26 protein-coding genes, 1 tRNA gene and 2 pseudogenes are annotated in these 26819 nt (G+C 38.8%); 5 read left to right on the forward strand and 24 right to left on the reverse strand.

Going from position 1 to position 26819, the window contains the following annotated elements; all coding sequences use genetic code 11:
- Positions 1 to 98: 98 nt before the first annotated feature.
- From KUA57_RS09640 to KUA57_RS07685, 6 genes and pseudogenes are all read right to left on the reverse strand, one after another.
- Positions 99 to 464: pseudogene (locus KUA57_RS09640) on the reverse strand (N-acetylmuramoyl-L-alanine amidase family protein); the annotation flags it as partial.
- Positions 465 to 467: 3 nt separating this feature from the next.
- Positions 468 to 860 (reverse strand): hypothetical protein, encoded by a 393-nt coding sequence (locus KUA57_RS09645; RefSeq protein ID WP_250646339.1) that lies wholly within the window; start codon positions 858 to 860, stop codon positions 468 to 470.
- Positions 861 to 1037: 177 nt separating this feature from the next.
- Complete coding sequence (locus tag KUA57_RS07670; protein WP_218494003.1) at positions 1038 to 2474, reverse strand: beta-carotene 15,15'-monooxygenase; 1437 nt, start codon at positions 2472 to 2474, stop codon at positions 1038 to 1040.
- Between the two features lie 9 nt (positions 2475 to 2483).
- On the reverse strand, positions 2484 to 3062 hold the full coding sequence (locus KUA57_RS07675) for a hypothetical protein (RefSeq protein ID WP_218494004.1): 579 nt from the start codon (positions 3060 to 3062) through the stop codon (positions 2484 to 2486).
- Positions 3055 to 4263 carry an AbiTii domain-containing protein gene (locus KUA57_RS07680; protein ID WP_218494005.1) on the reverse strand — a complete coding sequence of 403 codons (1209 nt, stop codon included), beginning with the start codon at positions 4261 to 4263 and terminating at the stop codon, positions 3055 to 3057. The genes KUA57_RS07675 and KUA57_RS07680 overlap by 8 nt, the downstream gene beginning before the upstream one ends.
- Complete coding sequence (locus tag KUA57_RS07685; protein ID WP_169446481.1) at positions 4256 to 4561, reverse strand: helix-turn-helix transcriptional regulator; 306 nt, start codon at positions 4559 to 4561, stop codon at positions 4256 to 4258. The genes KUA57_RS07680 and KUA57_RS07685 overlap by 8 nt, the downstream gene beginning before the upstream one ends.
- A 437-nt stretch (positions 4562 to 4998) precedes the next feature.
- On the opposite strand from KUA57_RS07685, the gene KUA57_RS07690 reads away from it, so the two are divergent.
- Complete coding sequence (locus KUA57_RS07690) at positions 4999 to 5220, forward strand: hypothetical protein (RefSeq protein WP_218494006.1); 222 nt, start codon at positions 4999 to 5001, stop codon at positions 5218 to 5220.
- Between the two features lie 237 nt (positions 5221 to 5457).
- Here the strand turns inward: KUA57_RS07690 and KUA57_RS07695 are convergent, their stop codons facing one another.
- The 10 genes from KUA57_RS07695 to cshA form a co-directional block, all read right to left on the reverse strand.
- Positions 5458 to 6339, reverse strand: a complete 882-nt coding sequence (locus KUA57_RS07695; protein ID WP_001019001.1) for a class II fructose-bisphosphate aldolase — start codon at positions 6337 to 6339, stop codon at positions 5458 to 5460.
- A 140-nt stretch (positions 6340 to 6479) separates the two neighbouring features.
- Positions 6480 to 7808, reverse strand: coding sequence for a sensor histidine kinase VncS (vncS, locus tag KUA57_RS07700; protein ID WP_218494007.1), 1329 nt, complete (start codon positions 7806 to 7808; stop codon positions 6480 to 6482).
- Complete coding sequence (vncR, locus tag KUA57_RS07705) at positions 7805 to 8461, reverse strand: response regulator transcription factor VncR (RefSeq protein ID WP_004269838.1); 657 nt, start codon at positions 8459 to 8461, stop codon at positions 7805 to 7807. Before vncR ends, vncS begins: the two co-directional genes overlap by 4 nt.
- 141 nt (positions 8462 to 8602) lie before the next feature.
- Complete coding sequence (vex3, locus tag KUA57_RS07710) at positions 8603 to 9982, reverse strand: ABC transporter permease subunit Vex3 (RefSeq protein ID WP_218494008.1); 1380 nt, start codon at positions 9980 to 9982, stop codon at positions 8603 to 8605.
- 55 nt (positions 9983 to 10037) lie between these two features.
- Positions 10038 to 10685: an ABC transporter ATP-binding subunit Vex2 gene (vex2, locus tag KUA57_RS07715; RefSeq protein ID WP_000173751.1), complete on the reverse strand. Its 648-nt coding sequence runs from the start codon at positions 10683 to 10685 to the stop codon at positions 10038 to 10040.
- Positions 10686 to 10697: 12 nt separating this feature from the next.
- The gene (locus tag KUA57_RS07720; protein ID WP_218494009.1) at positions 10698 to 11975 is read right to left on the reverse strand and encodes an ABC transporter permease; all 1278 of its coding nucleotides are present in this window, start codon (positions 11973 to 11975) and stop codon (positions 10698 to 10700) included.
- A 136-nt stretch (positions 11976 to 12111) separates the two neighbouring features.
- Positions 12112 to 12197: transfer RNA gene (locus KUA57_RS07725), tRNA-Leu, on the reverse strand.
- An 80-nt stretch (positions 12198 to 12277) separates the two neighbouring features.
- The gene (locus KUA57_RS07730; RefSeq protein ID WP_050390880.1) at positions 12278 to 12853 is read right to left on the reverse strand and encodes a cysteine hydrolase family protein; all 576 of its coding nucleotides are present in this window, start codon (positions 12851 to 12853) and stop codon (positions 12278 to 12280) included.
- Entirely contained in the window at positions 12853 to 13641 is a 789-nt protein-coding gene (gene codY / locus KUA57_RS07735) for a GTP-sensing pleiotropic transcriptional regulator CodY (RefSeq protein ID WP_000940721.1), read from the reverse strand. The genes KUA57_RS07730 and codY overlap by 1 nt, the downstream gene beginning before the upstream one ends.
- 255 nt (positions 13642 to 13896) lie before the next feature.
- Complete coding sequence (cshA, locus tag KUA57_RS07740; RefSeq protein ID WP_004269842.1) at positions 13897 to 15474, reverse strand: degradosome RNA helicase CshA; 1578 nt, start codon at positions 15472 to 15474, stop codon at positions 13897 to 13899.
- A 329-nt stretch (positions 15475 to 15803) separates the two neighbouring features.
- Between cshA and KUA57_RS07745 the strand changes: the two genes are divergently transcribed.
- The 4 genes from KUA57_RS07745 to KUA57_RS07760 all read left to right on the forward strand — a co-directional run bounded on the left by KUA57_RS07745 (position 15804) and on the right by KUA57_RS07760 (position 20554).
- Complete coding sequence (locus KUA57_RS07745) at positions 15804 to 17120, forward strand: FAD-containing oxidoreductase (RefSeq protein WP_000958933.1); 1317 nt, start codon at positions 15804 to 15806, stop codon at positions 17118 to 17120.
- A gap of 98 nt (positions 17121 to 17218) precedes the next feature.
- Positions 17219 to 18562 carry a lipid II isoglutaminyl synthase subunit MurT gene (gene murT / locus KUA57_RS07750; protein WP_218494010.1) on the forward strand — a complete coding sequence of 448 codons (1344 nt, stop codon included), beginning with the start codon at positions 17219 to 17221 and terminating at the stop codon, positions 18560 to 18562.
- Positions 18562 to 19344, forward strand: a complete 783-nt coding sequence (gene gatD, locus KUA57_RS07755) for a lipid II isoglutaminyl synthase subunit GatD (RefSeq protein ID WP_218494011.1) — start codon at positions 18562 to 18564, stop codon at positions 19342 to 19344. The genes murT and gatD overlap by 1 nt, the downstream gene beginning before the upstream one ends.
- A gap of 127 nt (positions 19345 to 19471) precedes the next feature.
- Positions 19472 to 20554, forward strand: coding sequence for a M24 family metallopeptidase (locus KUA57_RS07760; protein WP_061864295.1), 1083 nt, complete (start codon positions 19472 to 19474; stop codon positions 20552 to 20554).
- A 252-nt stretch (positions 20555 to 20806) separates the two neighbouring features.
- Here KUA57_RS07760 and KUA57_RS07765 read toward each other — a convergent pair whose 3' ends face one another.
- The 8 genes and pseudogenes from KUA57_RS07765 to KUA57_RS07800 all read right to left on the reverse strand — a co-directional run.
- Positions 20807 to 21268 carry an ECF transporter S component gene (locus tag KUA57_RS07765; RefSeq protein WP_061864297.1) on the reverse strand — a complete coding sequence of 154 codons (462 nt, stop codon included), beginning with the start codon at positions 21266 to 21268 and terminating at the stop codon, positions 20807 to 20809.
- Positions 21246 to 22019 carry a bifunctional hydroxymethylpyrimidine kinase/phosphomethylpyrimidine kinase gene (locus tag KUA57_RS07770; protein WP_218494012.1) on the reverse strand — a complete coding sequence of 258 codons (774 nt, stop codon included), beginning with the start codon at positions 22017 to 22019 and terminating at the stop codon, positions 21246 to 21248. Before KUA57_RS07770 ends, KUA57_RS07765 begins: the two co-directional genes overlap by 23 nt.
- On the reverse strand, positions 22009 to 22758 hold the full coding sequence (gene truA, locus KUA57_RS07775) for a tRNA pseudouridine(38-40) synthase TruA (protein ID WP_125416066.1): 750 nt from the start codon (positions 22756 to 22758) through the stop codon (positions 22009 to 22011). Before truA ends, KUA57_RS07770 begins: the two co-directional genes overlap by 11 nt.
- Before the next feature lie 99 nt (positions 22759 to 22857).
- A complete protein-coding gene (locus KUA57_RS07780; protein WP_049510666.1) occupies positions 22858 to 24009 on the reverse strand; it encodes an MFS transporter in 1152 nt (383 codons plus the stop codon).
- Positions 24010 to 24248: 239 nt separating this feature from the next.
- Complete coding sequence (locus KUA57_RS07785; protein WP_124787806.1) at positions 24249 to 24878, reverse strand: Pr6Pr family membrane protein; 630 nt, start codon at positions 24876 to 24878, stop codon at positions 24249 to 24251.
- Between the two features lie 2 nt (positions 24879 to 24880).
- On the reverse strand, positions 24881 to 25219 hold the full coding sequence (locus KUA57_RS07790; RefSeq protein WP_001061584.1) for a zinc ribbon domain-containing protein YjdM: 339 nt from the start codon (positions 25217 to 25219) through the stop codon (positions 24881 to 24883).
- Positions 25220 to 25426: 207 nt separating this feature from the next.
- Positions 25427 to 25945 (reverse strand): Dps family protein, encoded by a 519-nt coding sequence (locus KUA57_RS07795; protein ID WP_049510669.1) that lies wholly within the window; start codon positions 25943 to 25945, stop codon positions 25427 to 25429.
- Positions 25946 to 26162: 217 nt separating this feature from the next.
- Positions 26163 to 26737, reverse strand: a pseudogene (locus KUA57_RS07800) (ATP-binding cassette domain-containing protein); the annotation flags it as partial.
- Between the last annotated feature and the right edge of the window lie 82 nt (positions 26738 to 26819).

Genomic DNA, 26819 nt, shown 5'->3' on the forward strand with positions numbered 1-26819 from the left:
TAGTCCAAAATTCTGGCTGAATAGTCTCCTTAAAACACCAAAAAACCCACCCAATGGGTAGGTTAGTATTAAAAATGATTTCATCTCAAATATTCAATTTAATCAACACATTCCCCATTTTCATTAACTCTATACCCGTCTATGGTAGTATTAACTGCGAGTTCTCCTGAAGAATATAAATAATACCATTTTTCTCCAACTTGGTACCAACCTGTTACCATTGATCCGTCTTCATTTAAATAATACCATTTCCCTGAATCTTGAATCCAACCTGTCGCCATAGCTCCATTATCTTTCAAGTAATACCAGATATCATTATACTTAAACCAACCTGTTACAAGGACTCCATCATCACTTAGATAGTACCAATGTTCATTATCTTGAATCCAACCCCTTGCTAAAGAACCGCTATTATTTAGACAGTACCAAGCACCATCATTTTGTTTCCATCCTGATTCCGATGAATCTTAAACATCATTTATTACTTGAACAGCCTCAATAATTTCCTTCAATTCAACTCGTTTTCTATCTTTTATGACAGATTTAACTTTTTCCTCAACAAACTCTTTCGCATAAGTTCGACTATTTTCTTTCCTCTGGAACATGTCCTTCAGTAAATTTTCTAATTGTTCATTAAAGACATCTTCTTGGATTTTATTAAACTCTTTCTGAGATAGCGAAATAACCATCACAACATCAATAAACTCTTCTTTTAATTGAGCAAACATTTCCACACAATCGTCTTCTATGAATTGATCTGCAATTGCTTTTGCTCCTATTCCTCCTGCAATTCCTCCTATAATTGCACCAGCAAATGCTCCTATTGGTCCAGCAATTGCATCAAATTTAATCGATGTCAAATTACCTCCTTTGGATATCAATTTTCCCCCCCTATAAATAATTCTGTGAATACATTTGAAATAAAAAAGAATGCTGATAAATCAACATTCTTTTTATGTAAACATAGAAAAAATAGTCTTTTTTGTTTCTTTAGCTACCATAAACTGAACTAAATTAAATTTTTTATATCTTAAAAATTAATTTTGTGCATTATCTATTTTTTTTATACATTCATTATAGCTTTCTATATAATGATACGAACTATAAAATCCTGAAAATCTCAAAAATTTAGTAGCTCTTTTATATTGTTTTTTCACTTTTAATTCCTCACCATAGAGAACTAAAAATTCAATTGGAAATACTTTTTGGTTGTCTAACAATTTTTCATCATTTAATTTGTTTTTAATGAAATCTATTATTGTAAGTTTTCCATTTTCCTTTTTCTTTATTCTATATCCAAGTGATATTATTAATAACTGGTAATTCTCATACTCTATTTTTCTTTTTTCTCTAATTAATTGTAATAATTTTTCGAAACTATCTTTCATATCAAGTTCTGTTCTTATTATTAATTGACCCAATAATTTAATCTCATCTATTTCAGCAATTGTAGCTACTAAAAATTCATCTGTTAAATATTTTTGCTCTAAAAGTTCAAATGAATTATCAAAGTACAAATAATAATTAATTTCATCTTTTTTTACAAGAGTCTCTATTTCATTGTATAAACTAAAAAATCTATCAAGCGCAAAATATAACGCAAATAATACCGTAAAGATGCTTACACTATCCTTTATTTGTTCAGTTAACAATACAGTAGTAAATACTGTAACATAGATAATGAATTTTAATATAATTTCTAAATGCGGATTCTTTGTTTGAAATTGTAGGCCGAATCTCATTACTAAAACTAAGACTAACAACAGACAAATACCAAATGGTAGTTTAAATAGCACGGAAACTATTAAAGAAATTATATAGCATGCTAGAACTTGAACTAATGTTTTTATCGTATTTATTTGTTTTCCATCAAATCTATCATTCTCTATAAGATTTAATGGCCCTAGAAATAGGATTATATTGCATAGAAACCTATATACACTCCCTTTACCAAGTTGTGTTAGAGTGATTGAAATGATAATTACTCCAATGAATATTGTAATCTGATATTCACCATAAACTATAACTGATGAGATAATTATTGCAAGACTTTTAATTATTTGATTAATGAAACTTTCTTGCTTAAACATTAAAGAAATGACGAAAAGTATAATACCAACAATTATTATTCTTATTATTAGGACACCGAAAACATTAAACGGATTTCCAATATTTGGAACCTTTAATTCAGGAAATTCACTCAAATCTATTCTCGTAGAATACCCTATTAAATAATTGAGTAGTTGTTTAATATTAGTATGCAAAACAGTTGCATAGATAATTAAATCATTAAATAAAACTGCCAAAAAATTATCCCAGAAAAATTTTATAGTTCCTAAAATATAAGCAATTACACTTAATAGCATTAATCCTGAGATTAAGTCTTTTTTTACTAGGTCACCATCACTTATTCTTAATATTTTATTTCTTAGTAGTTGAAACCTATTATTTTTTTCAAACTTTTCAAAATCCATATTCTTCTCCTACTGTAACTTTTCCCAATCATCACTTATTTTATAATTAGACTGTTTCCATGAATCTTTAATTTCAAATATTTTATATTCTTTATACTTATCATTTGTATCAAAATAAGATAATCTAACTTCATCAAAGTCATGAAAGTCTATATCTTTCCCTTTTATAATGAATTCCAAGTCATATCTTTTTATTTCTCCTGCATCAACTAAGAATGAATATGAGCCATTATCTCCCAAAACAGTTCTCCCAGAATGCGTTGACTGTTTTGTTTTAGAAACAAATTTTCCAGCCGAATATAAAGATAAATTTAGATTTCTCACAATCTGTCTAGTTCCTTTTGTATTATGAATTTCAATCCATAGTGGTAGATCAAAATATAGTACATCATTTTCTTTATAAAATCCCCAAGGATTTGATGTCATTTTATTGTAAACTGTTTTATAGTAAATATTGGTTTCCCCTTGTTCCATCAAATGCTTCTTAATATATGCTTGTATAAGCAGAGTAATAGATGAAGATATTATTGAAATAAATGCACCTAATAACGTCGAATTATTCAAAAAGTAACTTAAAAACTCACTCATTGTTTTCTCTTTTCCCATCATAATAAATTTTATCTAACAATGTTTCATTTACTGTTTGTAGTTCCTCACTACTAATACATTTCACATCAATATCTAATTGGTCTAGTTCACCAAACGTCGATTCTAAATCTAGCAATATATCTATCAACTTTATTTTCACATTACTTAAGATATTCTCCAAACTAGCTTTATTTACTACTTGTTCTAATGTATAACACTGAATACCACCTTTACTTGCAGTATAAACCATTGGGGCAAATTCAATTAGGTCATAGCTCATTTTAATTGATAAATTACGTTCAATCGTACCTATACCATTAGTAATTTTCCGTTCTCTTAAAATTTTTTTTATTTCATCTGTAAAAAATGATTCTGACAGTGGTACTGACTTAACTGTAAAATTTCCATTTATCCCTGAATATCTTATATTATACGCAATACCTTTCCTATACTGAGGAATTTCATCATCTATCTTATATCCTCTTAACTCATTTTCAATCCATTTCTGCAAACTTAAATTATTTAGTGAGTATGTAATTATTTTTAATCTTAATAGTGCATTTTCTAAACTAATATTATTTCCAGCGATATCTAGAATTAATTGACTTTTTGTCATTCTCTCCCCCTTTTTTAATGATTCTGTTTCTAATAATTGGAATTCAATTTGGTTAATAAAAATCCATACAATCAGGCAAAAATAACAACTGAACAAGAAGTTAACAAGAACTTCATGATAGTTCAAATACAATAGAAAATCGATTAAATTATTTTGTAAATTTTCATTCTTAAATTCTATTTTGCTAATCATAGGAAGAAATTCTTTATTTACGTTTTCAATGATAGATAACAAATTTCCATTAGACAGAAATAAAAATACCAACACGAGTTTATTATCTTTTAAAAACCTGATATATCGTGATTTATAAATTTTATAATGAGTATTTTTATAAAATGAAAAATCAAATTGGGTATTTAATCCTACCTCTTCTTGTTGTTTTTTACTTTGTTTTATATATTTAAAACACAAACAACAAGAAGCAAAAAATGCCTCAAAAAAAATTAAATGAGTATATTCCCAACGAGTAGCTGTGATGACTACAATATCAACAAACAGTTTAGCAAATGCGATAACTAAAAAATATATAATCGGACGCACATATTTTATAGTCGTACGCACATATTTATCATAAACACTACTCATATTTTCTCTCCTTAAGATATTGCTCTACCATATTATATATTTCGTTTTTATCTTCATCTGTCAAATCATATTCTCTAAGCAATCTCACAATTACTTCAATTCCGTCATATCTTCCATTTAATGCTTCCGTTGTGGTATTAAAAATATCAGCTAGTTTTTGGATTGTTTCGTACTTAGGATTCCTTCCCCCATTTTCCCACCTGGCATATTGAGCTTGTGATACCCCTAATCTTTCTGCAACTTGAGCTTGAGTTAACCCATTTTTAAGCCTTTCTTTTTTCAAATTATCTTTTAACATATTTAAATTTTCCTTTACTTTTTCATTGGATTATAACCAAAAGGATAGTATTACATTTATAATCAAATGGTAATACTTTTCGTATACTTAATAGTATAATTGCAAGCTAATAAAGCTCTACTAAGCTATTTTGAAGCTTTATTATAAAATCACATTAATTATACCAAAATGGTTATATAAAGTCTATGATAATCAATGTTTAGCTTATAATAAAGTTTTCGTTAATTACTGTCAAAGCTAGGAGACAAAGGCAAAGGAGATCGCCGGAGGCAAATCTCTCGAAGGCTGCAGCTCTACTAGCTTTGACAGTAATCTGACGATTCTAACAGCCAGCAAAAAGATACACCAAGAGCTAAAGCCAGAATAATGAGTCTCGAGCAAAATTTTGTCCTGACTAAAGGCAACTAACAAATTTAATAATAAAGGAGGTGTATATTGTGCAATATAAAATTCAAACTTTACGCAAGTATCAGAGTGAAGTAGATTTATCAAATCTAGACAAATCAATTTATATCAATATAAACCGTTTAACAGTATTACTTGATACTGATAAGCAGAGTCTAAGAAAAATATATAGAGAATTAAGACATTCGCTTAATACTGTTATTCAAGCAATAAAAAATACTGAAAAAACTCACGGTATTATCTTTCATCTCTAACCTCAACCCCAATAATTCTAATATACTAAAACTAGCTATCTAGTAACTTTTTAAAGTTATAAAACTACATAGTGCATCATAATAAAAACGGAAATGTATTAAAAAAACATGATATTTACCTCTAAGCTAAATTAACTATATCAAAGGCATAATACAAAATCTATATCATTTATTTTATTTTTCCCAACCAAAAAACCCACCCCCAGGGGCAGGTTTCATCTGTATCATTCAGCTAGATTAAGCTTTACCTTCTGAACCGAATACGTCGATACGTTCTTCAACTGATGCTTGGATAGCTTTTACACCGTCAGCCAAGAATTTACGTGGGTCGAAGAGTTTTTTCTTGTCGTATTCTGCTTCGTTTGCTTCGTAGTCACGAGCAAATTTACGAGTTGCGTTAGCGAATGCGATTTGGCATTCAGTGTTAACGTTAACTTTCGCAACACCAAGTTTGATAGCTGCTTGGATTTGCTCATCAGGAATACCTGATCCACCGTGCAATACGATTGGGAATCCAGGAAGAGCTTCTGTCAATTTTTGCAAGTGGTCAAGGTCAAGACCTTCCCAGTTAGCTGGGTAAGGACCGTGGATGTTACCGATACCAGCTGCCAAGAAGTCGATACCAGTTTCAACCATTGCTTTAGCGTCTTCGATTGGAGCCAATTCACCTTTACCGATGATTCCGTCTTCTTCACCACCGATAGTACCAACTTCAGCTTCTACTGAGATACCTTTAGCGTGTGCTTTTTCAACAACTTCTTTAGCCAATTTAAGGTTTTCTTCAACTGGAAGGTGTGAACCGTCAAACATGATTGAAGTGTAACCAACTTCGATACACTCAAGTGCATCTTCATAGTGACCGTGGTCAAGGTGGATAGCTACTGGTACAGTGATACCCATTGATTCAACAAGGTTAGCGATCAAGTTGCGAGCAACTTTGTAACCACCCATGTATTTAGCAGCACCCATTGAAGTTTGGATCAAAACTGGAGCTTTTTTAGCTTCTGCTGCACGCAAGATAGCTTGAGTCCACTCAAGGTTGTTTGTGTTAAATCCACCAACTGCATAACCGTTGTCACGAGCTGCTTGGACAAATTTTTCTGCTGAAACGATTGCCATTTTATCAGGCCTCCTGTATATTTTTATGGGTCATCCCATTTACATTGTTCATTTTATCACTTTTTGACAAAAAAATCTAGTTTTTCCCGCAGTTTCGATTGAATTTCTTCTAGCTTCATCTATGTAAACCCTTTCTCTCCCTAGTCTTGGACAACTTTTGGAAAAGCTATGAAGAAGGTTAAACGATTATCCTCCATCTCGAAACGATAAGCTAATTTTTCATGTTCTAATAAACTCTTGACAACAAAGAGTCCCATCCCAGACCCCTTAGCCTTGCGACTAGCATTATCAGAAAAAGATTGGGCTAGTTTTTCTTGTTCTTCTGGACTACAGCTATTTTCTATAAAAAGTTCACCTTCTCTTTCTCCAATGCGAACCAAGCCACCTGGAACAGAGTGCTTGATAGCATTGCTGATGAGGTTAGACAGAATCAATTTCATCACCGATGGATTTAGATAGGCCTGCTGATGGGTCAAACTATTGTCTATCTGGAGCTCTCTATCCTTGGCTAGTAAAGCATAATCCTTAACCAGACTTTGTGTCATCTGGTGTAGGTCAATTTGTTCCCTATCATCTCGCAACTCCTGCACAGACGAGAGAGAAAGTATTTGGAGAACGTGGTGATTGAGCTCATCCACAATTCCTAAGGCTACTCCCAGATAGCGGTCTCTATCCTTATAGCGACCGACATTTTCTTTCATGTTTTCGATCAGGATTTTCAAACTAGTCAGCGGTGTTTTCAATTCATGAGAAGCCCCTCGTAGGAATTCGACCTTCATCTTCTCCAGCTGGAGAATGGCTTCATTCTTGTCATGCAAGTCCGCAATGACAGTCAAAAGATGCTGGTAGAGGCTATTGATTTGTTCCTTGAGATCACCTATCTCATCCTTAGAATCCACGCGCAATCGCACTTGGGCATCCAAATCCATCATCCGTCGGGTCACTCGCTTAATTTCCAAAATCGGAGCAACAATGGTCCGAGCATAGATATAGGCCACCAAGAGGGAAATCAGAAAGGATGCCAACAAGGTATAGGGAAGAAACTGGAGACTGATTTGCTCTGCTTCCTTTTGCAAATCCATGGACGCTAAAAACTGGAGAGTCATGGTACCACCGTCTTGCGTTGTCACCTCCCGTTCCTCAATAAAAAGCGAGGTAGTCTGGCGGTCTGTGTCCAGAGGAAGACTGTCCTTGACTTCTAACTTGTCCTCGGTCATCTCGCCCTTGACAGCCCCCTTGATATCACTAGTCTGGGAATATAGGTCTAACACTTGCTCAATACTCTGCCTATCCTTACCTTCTAGGGACTGGGCAATGGCTGTCGCTTTCTGGCCAATGCTTTCCTGCCGATGACTCAGATAAGTCGAAGGAAAAAGAAAATAAATGGCTAAATGAAGGCAGATAACCAGAACACTAAATATCGAGAAGGTGTAGATAAATATCTTTGTAAATAAACCTGTTCGTTTCATTTTCGCTCCAATTTATAACCAACATTGCGCACAGTGAGGATGCAGTCCAAGTCTAGCTTTTTCCGCAATTCCTTGATATAAACATCAATGACACGGTCAAAGGGAACCTCATCTGTCGCTTTCCAGACGGCATCGATTATCTGAGATCGGGTCAAGGCCCGTCCTTCATTTTTTACCAGATAGTCCAGAATTTCCAACTCTTTGGCATTGATGGCTACTTCCTCTCCTGCTAGACTGGCACTGTAGCTCTCAAAGTCCACTTGGGTATCCTTATAGGAGAAGATTCGTCCCGTATCGTAGTATCTCTTGAAAATCGCATCCACCCTCACTTTTAAGAGGGAGAGAGAAAAAGGTTTTTCCAGATAGCCATCTGCCAGAGAAGCAAAAGCACTCATCTTGTATTCCTCATCCTGAAAAGCGGTCAACATCAAGACAGGGACCTGGCTGGTTTTACGAATCTCAGCTAGGACTTCTAGGCCATTGAGCTTGGGCATCTGGATATCTAGTAAAACCAAGGCTACTTCATAGCTGGAAAATTTTTCTAAGGCTTCCTCCCCGTCTGCCGCCTCAATGATTTCATAACCGCAATCCGTCAAATAGTCACTGACCCCCTCACGGATCATCTCTTCATCTTCTACAATTAAAATTTTCATAAAAAAACGTTTCACATTCCTTTAAATTTCTTGTAAATCATCTCAAGTTCATCCTGAAAGAAAGAGGCCTTATCAAGATAAAATAGATAAAAATGCTACCTATATTATACCCCATTTAGGGGAGAATAGGTAGCAAGTTTGTTATTCGCTATCCAGCAGAAGCTCTTTTGGTTGTTTTCTAAGGAGATTGCTTGAAGCAAGCGCCATAACGAGAACCACTAGAACCAAGGCAAGGACAAAGACGATGATAAAGTCTGATGTCTGAATGGAAATGTCTAGGCTCGACAAGGTCTTGCTAAAGCCATCTACTTCTGCACCACCACCAAGGTTAGAGGCTTGAGCAGCCTTGCTGGCTTGCTTAGCAACACCTGAAGTGACGTTGGCAAGAACAGTATTTCCGATTGCACGCGCTGTGTAAGTAGCTAAGAAGTAAGCAGAAACAAGAGCAGGGATGGCAATCAAGATGGATTCGGTGATAAATTGACCCAAGATACTTGCCTGCTTGAGACCGATAGATAGGAGAATGCCCACTTCCTTACGACGGGCGTTGATCCAAAGACTAAGCAAGAGTGCAAGGAGAAGGACTGAGAAGCTCAAGCTACCCCAGAAGAGGAGGTTGGCCATCTTGTACATACCAGAAATGGATTGCTCTAGAGCTGGGTAGTTAGAGGAACTCTTAACGAGTGTGTAGCTCTTCCAGTTGATACCACTGATGCCATTCAACTCTTTCATAACATCATCCAAGTTCTTGTCTGCTGTTACAAAGAAGGTTGCGTCCCCATAAATAGCTGTGTCTTCTGTGTATCCATAAAGTTTGGCAGCCGTATGGATATCTGTGATAGCTGTGTTTTCATAGAGTTCTTGCGAGTAGGTTACTGCCGACTTATTGTGACCATCAAAGAGTCCCTTGATTGTCACTTCGACTGTTTCCTTGGCACCTTTTTCATTGTCTGCATCGTAGATATTAGAGTCTAGTTTGACCTTGTCCCCTACTTTCCAGCCGTATTTGGCTGCCAAGTCCTTGTGCAGGAGAATCTTGTCCTTGTCGTCGTTGTTTAAGTGCTCTCCTTCAACCAATTTATAAGAGCCCGAGACAAACTTGTCTTCTTTAGAGGAGTCATTGACACCTGTAATCATTAAGCTACTTCCAAAATGTTTAGCACGGTCAGGAGTCAGATTTTTCTTGGTTTCTGGCGTTTCGATGAGTTCATAGCCAGTCAAATCTCCGATAGCGTTGATGCGTTTTACATAAGACTCAATGGCCTTGTTTTCGGTGATTTTTTTGATATCTTCACCCTTGATATTCCCAGCACCACGTGGCGTTCCTTGATTGACGCGACGATTGATTTGCATGGAGAAGCTGTTGGTGATATTTTTAAAGGTCTCCTGAGAAGCCTTGGCAGTAGCTCCCTTGATTGACAAGCCAACCAAACTCAAGCTCGCCATGAGGAGAATAATCAGGAAGATGACAATCGATTTGAAAAACTTCCTTGTAACATAGGCAAATGCGTTGTATAACATAGGTTCCCTTTCTAGATTTTGTTCTATTTTATAGTTCTAACAGAAAAAGCTCATATTATTTCGTAGTATTGCGAGTTTCAGTCAGTTTCTTGTCCTTCAACTCAAGTGTAATATCTGACGCTTGTGCCACTTCTTTGCTGTGAGTTACGACGATGACACATTTACCTGTTTTCTGGGCAAGTGATTTGAGCAGTTCGACAATATCTCCAGCAGTTTTAGGGTCCAGATTTCCCGTTGGCTCATCCGCTAGAATAACTGGAGCTTCTGATACCAAACTACGAGCAATAGCAACACGTTGTTGTTGACCACCTGATAACTGGAGAACATTCCGCTTGATCTGACTTTCATCCAAACCAAGCTCAAGCAGTGTATCCTTGCTTGCCTTTTTGTTGACCAAGCGGATATTTTCCAGTGGAGAAAGATAATCTATCAAGTTATAATTTTGAAAGACCAGGGAAATATGGTGCATACGATGGTAGGAATAGCCCTTCTTACGAATATCCTCTCCTTGGAAAAGGATAGAACCTTCAACAGGACTATCTAGACCAGCCAGTAGGGACAAGAGAGTGGATTTTCCTGCTCCTGACTCCCCAATAATACTGTAAAATTTCCCGGGTTCAAAATTATAATTGATCTGATATAGGACTGCTTCAGCAGTGTTCTTATAACGGTAGGTAACATCTTGTAATTGTAATAAAGTCATGATTTCTCCTTCTTAACTAATAGATGATAAAATTTCTTTCGGTGATTTTCTAAATAAGAATAGGAAACAAAGAGCTACAGATAAGCAACTAAGCAGAACTAGAAAAACATAGGATTCTGCAAAAGATAAGATGCTGGTTGATAAACTGCTTGTTTTGGCTAGTGTATCTTGTAAGCTTGCCTGATCTCCACTTGCTAGTAGGGTTTGGAGCAGATAGGATGTAATGGCATTTCCAGCGATAAAGGATGGAAGCAAGGCACCGAGAGATACCAAAACTACCTCTAAACAGAATTGTAGGAAAATCGAGCTCTTGCCTTTTCCAAGTGCAAGTAAAATTCCCACTTCGTAGACCCTTTCTCTCAACCAGAGAGATAAGACCAAAATTAAGGCTCCAGCTCCAGCTATCAACATCCCATAAAGGAAGATTGTCAGAAAGGTTTGGAAAGTAGCCACTGAGTCTTTGATTTGTTCAAAGGCCTTGTTTTCCTTCTCAACTTGGTAGCCTTGATTTTCCAAGGCCAAGTTTTCTACCTGCTTCATGAGTCCGTCCATTTCCTTAGGATTTTCTACATAGAAGCGTGCTGCACTGACTTGAGCTTCACTATTTCCTAAAAGAGTTTGACTACTTTCATAGTCTGTAAAGACTTGGTTTTCACTGAAGTCAGAAGACAAACCTGTAAATTTCTCTTGTTTTTTACCAGAGAAGATTCCGACGATTTCAAACTCTACTGTTTGTCCTTTGCCAGATTCTGACTGTCCAGCATCCAAGCGAAGCTTGTTATGAAGCGAAAGACCGTTCTTCTTGGCCAACTCTTCGTGGATCAAGATTTTCTTGGAATCCCCTTTTTGAAGGTGTCGCCCTTCTTTTAGATTGAAAGCCGAGCTGGTAAAGGTAACATCCTTAGATGAATCTTCAAGAGCCGTTAAGCTAACCAAATTCTTATCCGCAGCGGACAAATCATCACGTTCCACGCTCTGCTCGCCACTCACTGCTTCCTTGTCTTTTAGTTTTGCGACCGTCTCGAGTTCAGGAGAAACATTTTCTAGCCCCTTAATCTTGCTTACAGATGCTAGGTCTGACAACTTGAAGGTCTGACCATTTTCTATCTTCTTAATAGAAAAAGATGTGTTGAGTGATTTATAAAGATTGGTTTCAACTGTTTTGTTGGACTTCATCAGAGTCAAACAGGCCGAAATTCCAGCCAATAGGACCAATAAAATCAGAAATAAAATAAAACTTCTCAGTCGTTTTCTGCTGACATAAGCCCAAGCTCTTTGGATTGGATTCATTCGTCACCTCCATATTTGTAAGACTATTATAAAATCCAAATATGAAATGTTTATGAAATACAAAAAAAGAGCAAAAATTTTTTGCTCTACTTAAATTAGATAAAAAAAGAGCTAGCCTAAGCTAACTCTTATCCTATGCGGAGAGAGGGACTTGAACCCTCACGACCTAAAGCGGTCACAGGATCCTTAGTCCTGCGCGTCTGCCAATTCCGCCATCCCCGCGTCGATTACTTTACTAGTATATCAACTTTTAGGATGCTTGTCAACACTTTTTTTCAATTTTTTTCATTTCATCAACCAAATTACTCAGAAAGTTCATTTAGATTTTCATCTACTAACTTAGCTCCGAGTGTATTTTTGAAATGACCTAGGGCAAATTGATGATTTTCAGGCCAGATGGAAGCAACAGCTGGTTTAACAATCTCGATGTCATATCCTAGATTATAGGCATCTATGGCTGTATGCAGGACACAGATATCCGTCAAGACTCCGGTTAAAATAACTGTAGAAATTCGACGCTCTCTCAAACGGATATCCAGGTCAGTCCCTGAAAAAGCTGAGTAATGGCGTTTATCCATCCAAAAGACACGACTGTCTGAACCATGCTCTTGATAAAAGGTCCCCAAATCTCCGTATAAATTGCGTCCACTAGTCCCAATCAAATTGTGAGGAGGAAATAGCTTGCTTTCTGGATGGAAACAATCGTTTTCTTCATGAGCATCAATGGTAAAGAAGATGTAATCTCCACGTTCAAAAGCTAATCGAGTTACCTTGCTGATGGCATCCGAAATCGCCTGAGCTGGAGCGCCTGCTGTCAATTTTCCACTATCAGCAACAAAATCTTCTGTATAGTCAATCGAAATTAAAGCCTTTGCCATTAGTAATCTCTTTTCTTCACTTCTTCAAAAATATCTGAAATCAAGACCTTAAGATAGGTTCCCTTCATTCCAAGTGAGCGACTTTCAATAATCCCTGCAGACTCAAGTTTACGAAGGGCATTGACAATCACAGAGCGAGTGATTCCGATACGATCTGCAATCACTGACGCAGTCAACTGCCCTTCATTTCCATTTAATTCCCCTAAAATTGCTGAAACAGCACGGAGTTCGGAGTAAGAAAGAGTGTTGACTGCCATGGTAACAGCAGTACGGCGGCGGATATTTTTCTCATCTTCTTCACGCTGGAAATTAAGGAGTTGAATCCCAACAACGGTACTCGCAATCTCAACAAGAATCAAGTCCTCGTCTTCGAATTTTTTATCATTGCGCCAAATAATCAAAGAACCAAGTCGAATCCCTGATACATGAATCGGTGCAATAGTCGTCAAACCATCTGGAAAGTCGGCACGACTTTCCACAGGGAAAATACTTAAATCATGATCAACTGTCAGATTGGCTTCTGTATCGTAAATCATGTTCGCACCTTGAATGTAGTCATCCGGGAAAATTTTAGTTTGGAAGAATTGCTCTACACGATCTGTATTGGTTTTGTAACGCATAAAATAGCCAAGGAGACGTCCCTTGCTATTAACGATACATGCGTTACAGTCAATAATATCTGCCAATTGACGGGTAATCGCATTGTAGGGAAGTTCTTCCTGCAACTGCTCATCTGAGCGCTTCAGGATAGAAGTAATTTTTCTAGTTTTTTCTAATAAATGTGCCATTTTTCACCTCGAATTTAATCGCTATCATTATAACATAAACAGCTTGAATTTTCAATTATTATCTGAAAATTGCTTATTTAATTGCAATTTGAAAAAACAAGAATATTTTTAATTAAATTGCTTCTTTTCTATTGACAAGCTCCCTACTTTTTTGTATTATAATATTACAAGAAGATAATATATCTATTTTATTTATCTTTCTTTTCCATTCGGTCTCCTTATATAAAAAAGCGATTCATTTTGAACCGCTTTTTCTTATTTATCGCCCTTGTTACGAATCACAAAGCCTGTTTGCTTTTCGCTTGAAGTATTGCGTGGTTTTTTATTGTCTTTATTACGGTAACGTCTGTCTTTATCAAAACGATCATTGCCACGACTTCCTTTTTTGAAATCATCACGACGACCATTGCCACGGCGATCACGGTCTCGACGGTCGTCCCCACGACGGCCTCCACGACCTCCCTTAGCTTTACCACCGAAGCCATTACCTGATGGTTTAAATGGCAGTGGTTTTTCACGCGCAATCTCCACTTCTGGAAGACTATCTGGATCTTGAACTGTCAGACTCAAAATATACATTGCCAATTCTTCTGGAGTAAATTCGGCAGCTAGCTTACGAGCATCCTTACCAAATTTCTCAAAGTTGGCACGGATAGTCTCATCTGCAAAATCACGTTCAATTTTCTTGAGAGCTACGTGTTTTTTTGCTTGGAAGGCTTCTTCTGCACTTGCAGGTTTGAGTCCTTTCATGCGTTTCTTAGTCAAGTTCTCAATGATTTGGAGGTAGCCCATTTCATTTGGTGATACGAAAGTAATAGACTGACCTGACTTACCAGCACGACCTGTACGACCGATACGGTGAACATAACTTTCAGGATCTTGTGGAATATCGTAGTTATAGACATGGGTCACACCTGAAATATCCAACCCACGCGCTGCAACGTCTGTCGCAACCAAAACATCAAGATTGCCATTTTTAAAGTCACGAAGGACACGAAGACGTTTGTTTTGGTCCAAATCACCATGAATTCCTTCTGCACGGAAGCCTCGGATTTTCAGACCACGAGTCAATTCATCTACACGACGTTTGGTACGACCAAATACGATAGCAAGTTCTGGCTGTTCCACATCCATGAGACGAGTCATGGTATCAAATTTTTCTTGTTCTTTAACACGGATATAGTATTGATCAACCAATTCTGTTGTCAATTCCTTAGCCGCAATCTTGACATGCTCAGGTTCTTTCATAAACTGAACACCGATACGTTTGATGGCATCTGGCATAGTTGCTGAGAAAAGTAAGGTTTGACGGCTTTCAGGGACACGGGAGATGATCGCTTCAATGTCTTCAAGGAAGCCCATGTTAAGCATTTCATCCGCTTCGTCAAGGATAAGAGTTTCAATATCTTGTAATTTCAAGGCCTTGCGTTTAATCAAGTCCAAGAGACGACCTGGAGTTCCCACCACGATATGGGCACCAGATTTAAGAGCCTTAATTTGTTTTTCAATGCTTGATCCGCCATATACTGAACGGACTTTGACTCCCTTGCTACGGCCAAAGCGGAAGAGTTCTTCTTGACTTTGGACAGCGAGTTCACGAGTTGGAGCGATGACCAAAGCTTGGATGGTCGCTTCTTCTGTACGGATTTTTTCAAGGGTAGGCAAGCCAAAGGCTGCAGTTTTTCCTGTACCAGTCTGAGCTTGACCGATAACGTCCTTGCCTTCAAGGGCCAAGGGAATGGTTTGTTCTTGGATTGGACTGGCTTCTACAAAACCAGCTTTTTCAATCTCTGCTAGCAAATCGGCAGACAAGTTTAATTCATTAAATTTCACGTTATTCTTCTTTCTAAAGGTGGTGCGAAGCCACCCTATAGGGCTTAGTTTATACTTTTCTTTTTATGACGTATTTTCATATACTGGATACAAAATCGTGTTGCTTCTTTTCCACAAAAGAAAAGTACTGTTTTCTTTGCAACCTATCTAGTATAACACAAGAGAGAAGCAAAAGATAGCCCAATCCATCGATAAACTCATGTAAACGATTTTTCTGATAAAATAAGGCTGAAATTTCCACTATTTCATAAACTTTTTTAAAGCGTAGCAGAATTGTGCAAAAGTTTTTTTCTTGTGCTAGAATGAAATTCGAATAGGAGGAACTCTAAATGTTAACTTATGATTTAATCGTTATCGGATTTGGTAAAGCTGGTAAAACACTAGCAGGTAAATTGGCTTCAGCTGGTAAAAAAGTTGCCCTCGTTGAACGTAGCAAAGCTATGTACGGTGGAACTTGTATCAACATCGGTTGTATCCCAACTAAAACTTTGCTGGTTGCTGCTGAGAAAGACTTGTCTTTTGAAGAAGTCATTGCTACCAAAAACACTATCACTGGTCGCCTCAACGGTAAAAACTATGCGACTGTTGCTGGTACAGGCGTCGATATTTTTGATGCGGAAGCTCACTTCCTTTCAAATAAAGTCATCGAAATCCAAGCTGGTGATGAGAAGAAAGAACTGACTGCTGAAACAATCGTCATCAACACTGGTGCTGTTTCAAACGTCTTGCCAATCCCTGGACTTGCTACAAGCAAAAACGTCTTTGACTCAACAGGTATCCAAAACTTGGACAAATTACCTGAAAACCTTGGAGTCCTTGGCGGTGGAAATATCGGTCTTGAATTTGCCGGCCTTTACAACAAACTTGGAAGCAAGGTTACAGTCCTAGATGCCTTGGATACATTCCTACCTCGTGCAGAACCTTCCATCGCAGCTCTTGCTAAACAATACATGGAAGAAGACGGTATTGAATTGCTTCAAAATATCCGTACTACTGAAATCAAAAACGACGGTGACCAAGTGCTTGTCGTGACTGAAAACGAAACTTACCGTTTCGATGCCCTTCTCTACGCAACTGGACGCAAACCAAATGTAGAACCACTTCAACTTGAAAATACAGATATTGAACTAACTGAACGTGGCGCTATTAAAGTGGACAAACATTGTCAAACAAACGTTCCTGGTGTCTTTGCAGTTGGAGATGTCAACGGTGGCCTTCAATTTACTTACATTTCACTTGATGACTTCCGTGTTGTTTACAGCTACCTTGCTGGAGATGGCAGCTACACACTTGAAGACCGTCTCAATGTACCAAATACTATGTTCATCACACCTGCACTTTCACAAGTCGGTTTGACTGAAAGCCAAGCAGCTGATTTGAAACTTCCATACGCCGTTAAGGAAATCCCTGTTGCAGCAATGCCTCGTGGTCACGTAAATGGAGACCTTCGTGGAGCTTTCAAAGCTGTAGTTAATACTGAAACAAAAGAAATTCTTGGAGCAAGCATCTTCTCAGAAGGTTCTCAAGAAATTATCAACATCATCACTGTTGCTATGGACAACAAGATTCCTTACACTTACTTCACAAAACAAATCTTCACTCACCCAACCTTGGCTGAGAACTTGAATGACTTGTTTGCTATTTAAGTTGAGATTTAATCGTATCGAACAGCCCTCTTCGGGCTGTTTTTATTTCTGCGAAATCTCAAATCTGTCTTTTCCTTCTTTTATGATATAATAGAAACATGAAATTAAAAACTACTTTGGGCCTTCTTGCTGGGCGTTCTTCCCACTTCGTTTTGAGCCATCTTGGCCGTGGAAGTACGCTTCCAGGAAAACTTGCCCTTCAATTTGATAAAGATATTTTACAAAACCTAGCTAAGAACTATGAGATTGTCGTGGTCACTGGAACCAACGGAAAAACCTTGACAACTGCCCTCACTGTCGGCATTTTAAAAGAGGTTTATGGTCAGGTTCTTACCAACCCAAGCGGTGCCAACATGATTACAGGAATTGCGACAACCTTCTTAACAGCCAAATCTTCTAAAACTGGGAAAAATATTGCCGTTCTAGAAATCGATGAAGCCAGTCTATCTCGTATCTGTGACTATATCCAGCCAAGCCTTTTTGTCATCACGAATATCTTCCGTGACCAGATGGACCGCTATGGTGAGATTTACACAACTTACAAGATGATTTTAGATGCTATTCGTAAGGTGCCTACTGCCACTGTTCTCCTTAATGGAGACAGTCCACTTTTCTACAAGCCAGCTATTCCAAATCCTGTAGAGTATTTTGGTTTTGACTTGGAGAAAGGTTCAGCCCAGCTGGCTCACTATAATACCGAAGGGATTCTCTGTCCTGACTGCCAAGGCATCCTCAAATATGAGCATAATACCTATGCAAACTTGGGTGCCTATATCTGTGAAGACTGCGGATGTAAACGTCCTGATCTTGACTATCGCTTGACAGAATTGGTTGAGTTAACCAACAATCGCTCTCGCTTTGTCATTGACGGCCAAGAATACGGTATCCAAATCGGGGGACTCTACAATATCTACAACGCCCTAGCTGCGGTTGCCATCGCCCGTTTCCTTGGTGCAGATTCCCAACTAATCAAGCAGGGATTTGATAAGAGCCGTGCTGTTTTTGGACGTCAAGAAACCTTCCATATCGGGGACAAGGAATGTACCCTCGTCTTGATTAAAAATCCAGTCGGTGCAACCCAAGCTATCGAAATGATCAAACTAGCACCTTATCCATTTAGCCTATCTGTCCTCCTTAACGCTAACTATGCAGATGGAATTGATACAAGCTGGATCTGGGATGCTGATTTTGAACAAATCACTGAGATGGACATTCCTGAAATCAACGCTGGTGGTGTCCGTCATTCTGAAATTGCACGTCGTCTCCGAGTAACAGGCTATCCAGCTGATAAAATTACTGAAACAAGTAGGCTGGAACAAGTTCTTAAAACCATTGAGAACCAAGACTGCAAACATGCCTATATCCTAGCTACCTATACTGCTATGCTTGAATTCCGCGAACTGCTGGCTAGTCGTCAGATTGTTAGAAAGGAGATGAACTAATGGTTTATACTTCACTTTCCTCAAAAGCTGGCAATTACCCTTATCAGCTCAACATTGCTCACCTCTACGGAAATCTCATGAATACCTACGGGGACAATGGAAACATCCTCATGCTCAAGTATGTGGCTGAAAAACTGGGAGCCCATGTGACGGTTGACATCGTTTCACTTCATGATGATTTTGATGAAAATCACTACGACATCGCCTTTTTCGGTGGCGGTCAAGACTTTGAACAAAGTATTATTGCAGACGACCTACCTGCTAAAAAAGAGAGCATTGACAACTACATCCAAAACAACGGTGTAGTTCTGGCTATCTGCGGTGGTTTCCAACTATTGGGGCAATATTATGTTGAAGCTTCAGGGAGACGTATCGAAGGTCTAGGTGTCATGGGCCACTACACCCTCAACCAGACCAATAACCGTTTTATCGGTGACATCAAGATTCACAATGAAGATTTCGATGAAACCTACTATGGTTTTGAAAATCATCAGGGCCGTACCTTCCTCTCAGATGACCAAAAACCGCTGGGACAGGTTGTCTATGGTAATGGAAATAACGAAGAAAAAGTCGGCGAAGGGGTTCATTATAAGAATGTCTTTGGTTCCTACTTCCACGGGCCTATCCTCTCTCGTAATGCCAATCTAGCTTATCGCCTAGTCACTACTGCCCTCAAGAAGAAATATGGTCAGGACATCCAACTCCCTGCCTATGAGGACATTCTCAGCCAAGAAATCGCTGAGGAATACAGCGACGTCAAAAGCAAAGCTGACTTTTCTTAAACAAAGTGAAACTATATCAAAGAACTCCGTTATCTTGTCGGAGTTCTTTTTGTCTGTTCTTTTACCCTTCTCCCTTGCATTTTCTCTCATTTTTTGCCAAAATAGAGGGGTAGAAAGAAGGTAGCATATGTCTAAATTACAACAAATCGTAACATATCTTGAATCAGAAAAACTAGACGTCGCTGTCGTATCTGACCCCGTCACAATCAATTATCTCACTGGCTTTTACAGTGATCCCCATGAACGCCAAATGTTCCTTTTTGTCCTAGCAGATCAGGAACCTCTCCTCTTTGTCCCAGCCCTTGAAGTGGAGCGTGCAAGTAGTACTGTTTCCTTCCCAGTTGTGGGCTATGTGGATTCTGAAAATCCATGGCAAAAAATAAAACATGCTCTTCCACAACTTGACTTCAAACGTGTCGCTGTTGAGTTTGACAATCTCATCTTGACAAAATATCATGGTTTAAAAACCGTTTTTGAAACTGCTGAGTTTGAAAACCTCACACCTCGTATCCAACGCATGCGCCTCATCAAATCAGCTGACGAAGTGCAAAAAATGATGGTTGCAGGTCTCTATGCGGACAAGGCTGTTAAAGTGGGGTTTGACAATATTTCTCTTGATAAGACGGAGACAGATATCATCGCTCAAATCGACTTTGCCATGAAACGTGAAGGCTATGAAATGAGTTTTGATACCATGGTCTTGACTGGTGATAATGCTGCAAATCCACACGGTATTCCAGCAGCTAATAAGGTTGAAAATGATTCTCTTCTCCTCTTTGACCTAGGGGTTCTCGTCAACGGCTATGCTTCAGATATGACTCGTACAGTCGCTGTTGGTAAACCAGACCATTTCAAGAAAGATATTTATAACTTGACTCTTGAAGCCCAACAAGCTGCTCTTGACTTTATCAAACCAGGTGTGACTGCCCATGAAGTGGACCGCGCTGCCCGTGAGGTCATTGAAAAAGCTGGTTACGGCGAGTACTTCAACCACCGTCTCGGTCATGGTATCGGTATGGATGTTCACGAATTCCCATCTATCATGGAAGGAAACGACATGATCATCGAAGAAGGCATGTGCTTCTCTGTTGAACCGGGTATCTATATCCCTGGTAAAGTCGGTGTTCGTATTGAAGACTGCGGTGTTGTTACCAAGGATGGCTTTGACCTCTTTACAAGCACCAGCAAAGACTTGCTTTATTTTGATTAATATTCATCTAATACTCAATGAAAATCAAAGAGCAAACTAGGAAACTAGCCACAGGTTGCTCAAAACACTGTTTTGAGGTTGTAGATAAGACTGATGAAGTCAGTAACCATATCTACGGTAAGGCGACGTTGACGCGGTTTGAAGAGATTTTAGAAGAGTATAAAATCTTCCCACAATAAAACGCATAGTATCAAGGTTCAACACCTGATATTATGCGTTTTTCTTATTTGAAAGACTTTTGACTCAGCCTCTTTACTTAATCTTCTTGATACTTTTACTAAGCACAAACCCTACAACCATTCCCACGATATTTTGCATGAAATTTGGTAAAATTTCTGGTAGAGCTGCAGCCCAGCCATTCATCAATGTAGAACCCAAGGCGTAACCCCCTACCATGGCAATCGTTGCTAAGATAAGGCCTAACCACTGAGTTTTTCCTTTAAATCCTGCGAAAAATCCCTGCAAGCCATGGTTGACCAAGCTAAAGAACATCCACTGAGGATATCCTGATAAGAGGTCAATCAAAAAACCTGCTAGTCCTCCTACTACAGCCCCTTCACGACTACCAAAGTAGAAGGCCGTAAAGAAGACACCTGCATCTAAAAGAGTTAGAATGCCTGTCGGTGTTGGAATTTTTAAGAAATAACCTAGAACCACAGAGAGGGCGGTTAATAGGGATACAAGGGCGATTTTAGTTGTTTTGGTTTGCTTCATATTGTCTTACTCCATACTGATCTGCTTGTGCAATGGCACGGTAAACGAAAGCCTTAGAGCTTTCTACTGCTGGTAAAAGTTCATCACCTTTAAGCAAGTGACTGGCAATGCTAGAAGCAAAGGTACAACCTGCACCAGCATTTTGCCCTTGGATGACAGGATTTTCTAAGACTGTAAAGGTTTGTCCATCATAAAAGACATCTACAGCCTTGTCCTGACTAAGGCGATTGCCTCCCTTGATAATGACTGCTGGTGCTCCTAAGTCATGCAATTTCTGTGCTGCAGCCCTCATGTCTTCCAAGGTTTTAATTTCCTGACCAGCCAATAATTCTGCTTCAGGAAGATTAGGCGTAATCACACTAACATAAGGGAAAAAACGAATCAACTCTTGGCAGAGTTCACTAACTGCTACGTCGTGCGTTTCCTTGCAGACCAGGACAGGATCCAGAACCACAGGCACTCCTGGGCGTTGCTTGATAAAGTCCAAGGCCTTCTCAGCCACACTGACAGTTGGTAAAAGACCAATCTTAATCCCCCCAAACTCCACATCACGCAAGCTATCTAATTCATGTTGAAAAATGGTATCGTCAGTTGGAAAGACTTCAAAGCCCTTTTCCGTCAAGGCTGTCAAACAGGTCACTGCTACAAAGCCATGCAAGCCGTTCAAGGTATAGGTAGCCAAATCCGCGGACAAACCACCACCACTAAAAATATCGTTTCCAGAAAGTGCTAAAATACGATTATTCTTCATAACGAATCTCCTTTAAATATAAACCATTTGGTGCTGCAGTGGGACCTGCAAGCTGCCTGTCCTTTTTCTCCAAGATGAGGTCAATCTGCTCTACTGGCATGCGGTTATTGCCGATTTTGAGCAGTGTCCCCACCATATTGCGAATCTGCTTATACAAGAAACCATTTCCTGAAAAGGTAAAAGTCAAAAACTGGCCTGTCTCATCAACCCTAAGACTAGCTTCTGTAATAGTACGAACCTTGTCCTCTACACTAGTCCCAGAGGCTGTAAAACCGGTAAAATCATGTGTTCCCTCTAGCTTTTTGATTGCAATCTGCATGCGTTCCACATCGAGTGGATAGGGAAAGTGAGTGGCATAGTGACGGCGCATAGGATTCTTGGGACGGCCCCTATCCACGATAAACTCATAGGTCTTACTGTGCTTGGCATAACGGCAATGAAAATCATCCGCCACAAGCTCAATCGAAATCACATCAATATCTTCAGGGGACTGAGTGTCTAGAGCAAAACGGAGCTTCTCCTCATCCATTTGATAAGGCAGGTCAAAATGAATAACCTGTCCCAAGGCATGAACCCCACTATCTGTCCTACCAGCACCGTGAACAGTAATGGCTTGCCCCTTATTTAACCTGGTCAAGGTTTTTTCTATTTCTTCCTGAACGCTACGCGCATGGGGCTGGCGTTGAAAGCCCGCAAAGGCGTAACCATCATAGGAAATAGTTGCTTTATATCTCGTCATAACTTCTATTTTATCAAGAAAATAATCTGAAAACAAGGTTCAAAAACAAATATTGTCTGGGTGCAAAATTCACAAAAAGAAAAACTTAGGAAACCAATCCTAAGCTCTCTTTTGAAGTAAGTACATGACAAAGATAGAGGTTACAATCAACCACCCTCCTAAGATACTAAAGACCAACATACCATTGTGACTTAGTAAGCCAATCGCACCTAGAACGAATGGAGTCGTAAAAGCTCCGAAACTACAGCCTAATACAGCAAATGAAGTTGCTTGATTGAGGAGTTTAGCTGGAATTCGTTCAGAGACCAGTTGAAAGACCGTCGTCAAGGCTACACTGTAGGCAAAACCAGCCAGAATACTCCCTGCCACTACCACCCACAAGGATGGAGACAAGGCAATCACAATTTGCCCTAAGCCGAAGGTAATACCAGACCAGAGGAGCAATTTTTCCTTAAAGATAGAAATCAAGAAAGAAAAACTCACCCCAGCCACAATCCCAATCAACTGCATGATACTAAGAACAAAACTAGATAACTGGGCATCTCCAAGTCCTCTTTCCACCATCAAACTTGGAATACGGATGGTAATAGCTGTATTGGTACAAACTACAACTGCCGCTTCAATAGCTAGGGTAAAAATCAAGCCTTTCATTTCTCGAGTTAAGCGACTTACTTCCTTCGCTTTTTTCTTGACTTCTTTCTTTTCCTTTCCATAAGGGACAAAGAGCAGATAAAGGGTCAGTACCAAAAATCCAGCACTATAGGCTAGGAAGGTAGCTGTCCAACCGAAGGCCAACAATTGGCCGACTGCCAAGGTAATGAGAGAAGCCCCAACGACCTCTGCAGAACCGCGTAGCCCTAACATCTGAATTCGCGTTTTTCCTTGATAGCGTTCACTGATAATGGAAATGGCCTTGGCATTAATCATCCCAACACCCAAACCAAAAAGAATCCGTGTTCCAAAAACAAAGGGGTAGGCTTGATACCAGAAAGGTGCGATTCCACTAAGAGATAATATTAGCAAGCCCAAACTAATCTGTAATCGCTCAGGAAATATTTTTTCTAAGAAACCATTTAGTAATAACATAATCATGATTCCAAAGGAAGGCAAGCTCGCCAAGAGCTCAATTTGTTCCTTAGGATAACCTTGATAATAGTCAAACATGGCTGGCAGAGCACTCGAGATGGAAAAGGATGTAATCAAAACGAGGGAGAGAGCCAAAATACTGGCCCGTTCTAAAAATTGTTTCATGAAATCTCTTTCTATATTTCTCTTAATCTTCTACTTTTTTGATAGTTATCAAACAGGCAAGAAAAGAAAAAGCCTCTTGGGTGTATAGACTCCTTCTTAAACTCGAAAATGAATCTCTTGTGTCTTATACTCAATGAAAATCAAAAAGCAAACTAGGAAGCTAGCCGCAGGTTGCTCAAAGCAGTGTTTTGAGGTTGCAGATGGAAACTGACGTGGTTTGAAGAGATTTTCGAAGAGTATTAGGATGACTTTCTCTTGATTTGCTTAATAAAGTAGAAGATAAATCCTGCCACCATATAGGCAACAAAGATAATCAGACACCACTTGAACACGACATCCCACCCCTTGTTCACATTCAAAAAGAAGTAAGGGAAGGGACTGACCTTAGAATTAGGAATTTCTAGTTTCAGTACCAAGCCATTAAAAAGAGCAAAAATCATATAAAGCAAGGGTAAAATCGTCCACACAACTGGATCCCAAATCTTGTATTGACCCTGTTTGTCAAAAAAGAGGGTATCTGCTAAAAACCAGAGGGGAACGATATAGTGGCAAAGGAAATTTTCCAGAGTATAGAAATTAGTCGCAATGGGCGCTAAAAGGAAATGGTAAATCACACAGGTAATCATGATACTCATGGTGACCCCACCTTTTAAGCGCAGGAGACTTGGCCTTTGCCAGTTTTCACCTAAACGGCTCATAACCTTTAGTAGATAGAGCGTAAAAATCGCTACTAAGAGGTTGGACAGAACCGTGTAATAGAGAAGCATCCCAAATCCACCATGCTTGGCGATTTCAAGATAAACTCCCGTAAAAGCCGCTAGAAACAAGAAGATACGGCTATAAAATGTAAGTTTGTAGTTTTTTGACATGCTTAAATTTTCTTCACAAACTCTGATTTGAGTTTCATGGCACCGAAGCCATCAATCTTACAGTCGATATTGTGGTCGCCTTCTACGATGCGGATATTTTTCACGCGCGTCCCTTGTTTCAAATCTTTTGGCGCACCTTTTACTTTCAAGTCCTTGATGAGGGTTACTGTATCACCGTCAGCCAATTTATTCCCGTTGGCATCGATAGCAACAAGGCCCTCTTCTACATCTGCAACTTCAGCAGGATTCCACTCATGAGCACACTCTGGGCAAACCAGTAGGGCACCGTCTTCGTAGACATACTCTGAATTACATTTTGGGCAATTTGGTAGGTTGTTCATGGTTTCTCCTTATCATCATTCACTATTCTTTGAAAATCAAAATTTCTCGAACAGCAACTATTATACCTTAAAATCAGCATTTTGACAAATGAGTCGCCGGAGAAGCAAAGAAAAAATCATGTAACTTTGTCTGCTACATGATTTTTAAAAGATAGTTTATCATGAGTAGTGATACAGAAACTCATGATAGAAAGGGATGCATTTATCTTACAAACCAGGTGCTTGTCCAAGTTCTGCCGCAAGCATCCAAACCGTTTTCTCAAGTTCAGCTTTAGCACCAACAAAGATATCGTTTGTCACATCATCACCTTCTTCATCAGTAACATCCAAAGCTTTTTGGAACAGAGTGATGAGATAACGATAAACATCTAGGACACGTTCCAAGCTTTCTTCAACACTACGGAATTCTCCTTCTTCTTCTTCGATTTCACTATGTTGAAGGAATTCTGTCAAAGTAGAGAATGGGCTTCCCCCAAGTGTAATCAAGCGTTCGCTGATTTCGTCAAGATAGCCATCAAGGCTGTCCATGTATTCATCCATTTTTGGATGCCATACAAGGAAACCACGACCACGCATGTACCAGTGCACTTGGTGCAAGGCAACGTGGGCTACGTATAAATCAGCAACAGCTTGGTTCAAGACTTCCTTTGTTTTTGCCAATGCTACTGGCGCTGCTTTTGTCAATGATGTTACGTCTTTTACTGCTTCTTTTTTCAATTCTACCATTTTATTTTACCTCATTCATTATTATTTGTAACCACTTCTTAGTGTTTACTCCCTTAGTATACTACTAATGAAAACCAATAGCAAGCCAAATGACTCACATGAGAAAAGTTGCAATAGACTGATAATTTAAGAAAAGTTTAGTTAGTTCTGATTAGCTCACTTTATCAGATTTACTTGAAAATTGGCTATGGTAAAGATCATAATAAAAGCCTTTTGCTTAGAGTGAGCTTTCGCAATTTCTCTGCTCAATAATCTGTCCATCCTTAAGAACAAGAATCTTATTTACTTCTTGAATGTTCTAGAGACAGTGTGCGATGATAAAGATGGTTCTTCCTTTCATCAAGCGTTTCATAGCTTTTTGAATTAAAAGCTCCAAACGGGTATCAACAGAGGAAGTCGCTTCATCAAAAATGAGAATTTTAAAATTGGTTAGAGAGCACGCGCGACGGTCAACAGTTGTTTTTGCCCGAGGGAAATATTGCTGGAGTATTGGTCCATATCCATGTTATAACCACCAGGAAGAGTTCGAATAAAATGGTCTACATTTGCTGCTTTGGCAGCTTCTATTATTTCCTCGTCACTGGCGTCAAGATTTCCAAAACGTAGGTTTTCTTTGATCGTACCTTCATAAAGCCAAGCATCCTGTAAGACAATCCCAAACTGACGGCGGTACTCTTGGCGTGACAATTTGCGAATATTCTACCCGTCAACCAAGATAGAACCTGCTCTAACATCGTAAAAACGTATGAGTAGATTGATCAAGTTTGTCTTACTAGCTCCTGTAGGAAAAACTTCCTATTTCACAAGAACTCTCTAAATAAAAATAAGACAGGCAGTCAAAGTCACCTAGTACTTTTGACTGTCTGTCTGGAAT

It is taken from the genome of Streptococcus vulneris, from assembly GCF_019218685.1.
GTDB lineage: Bacteria > Bacillota > Bacilli > Lactobacillales > Streptococcaceae > Streptococcus > Streptococcus vulneris.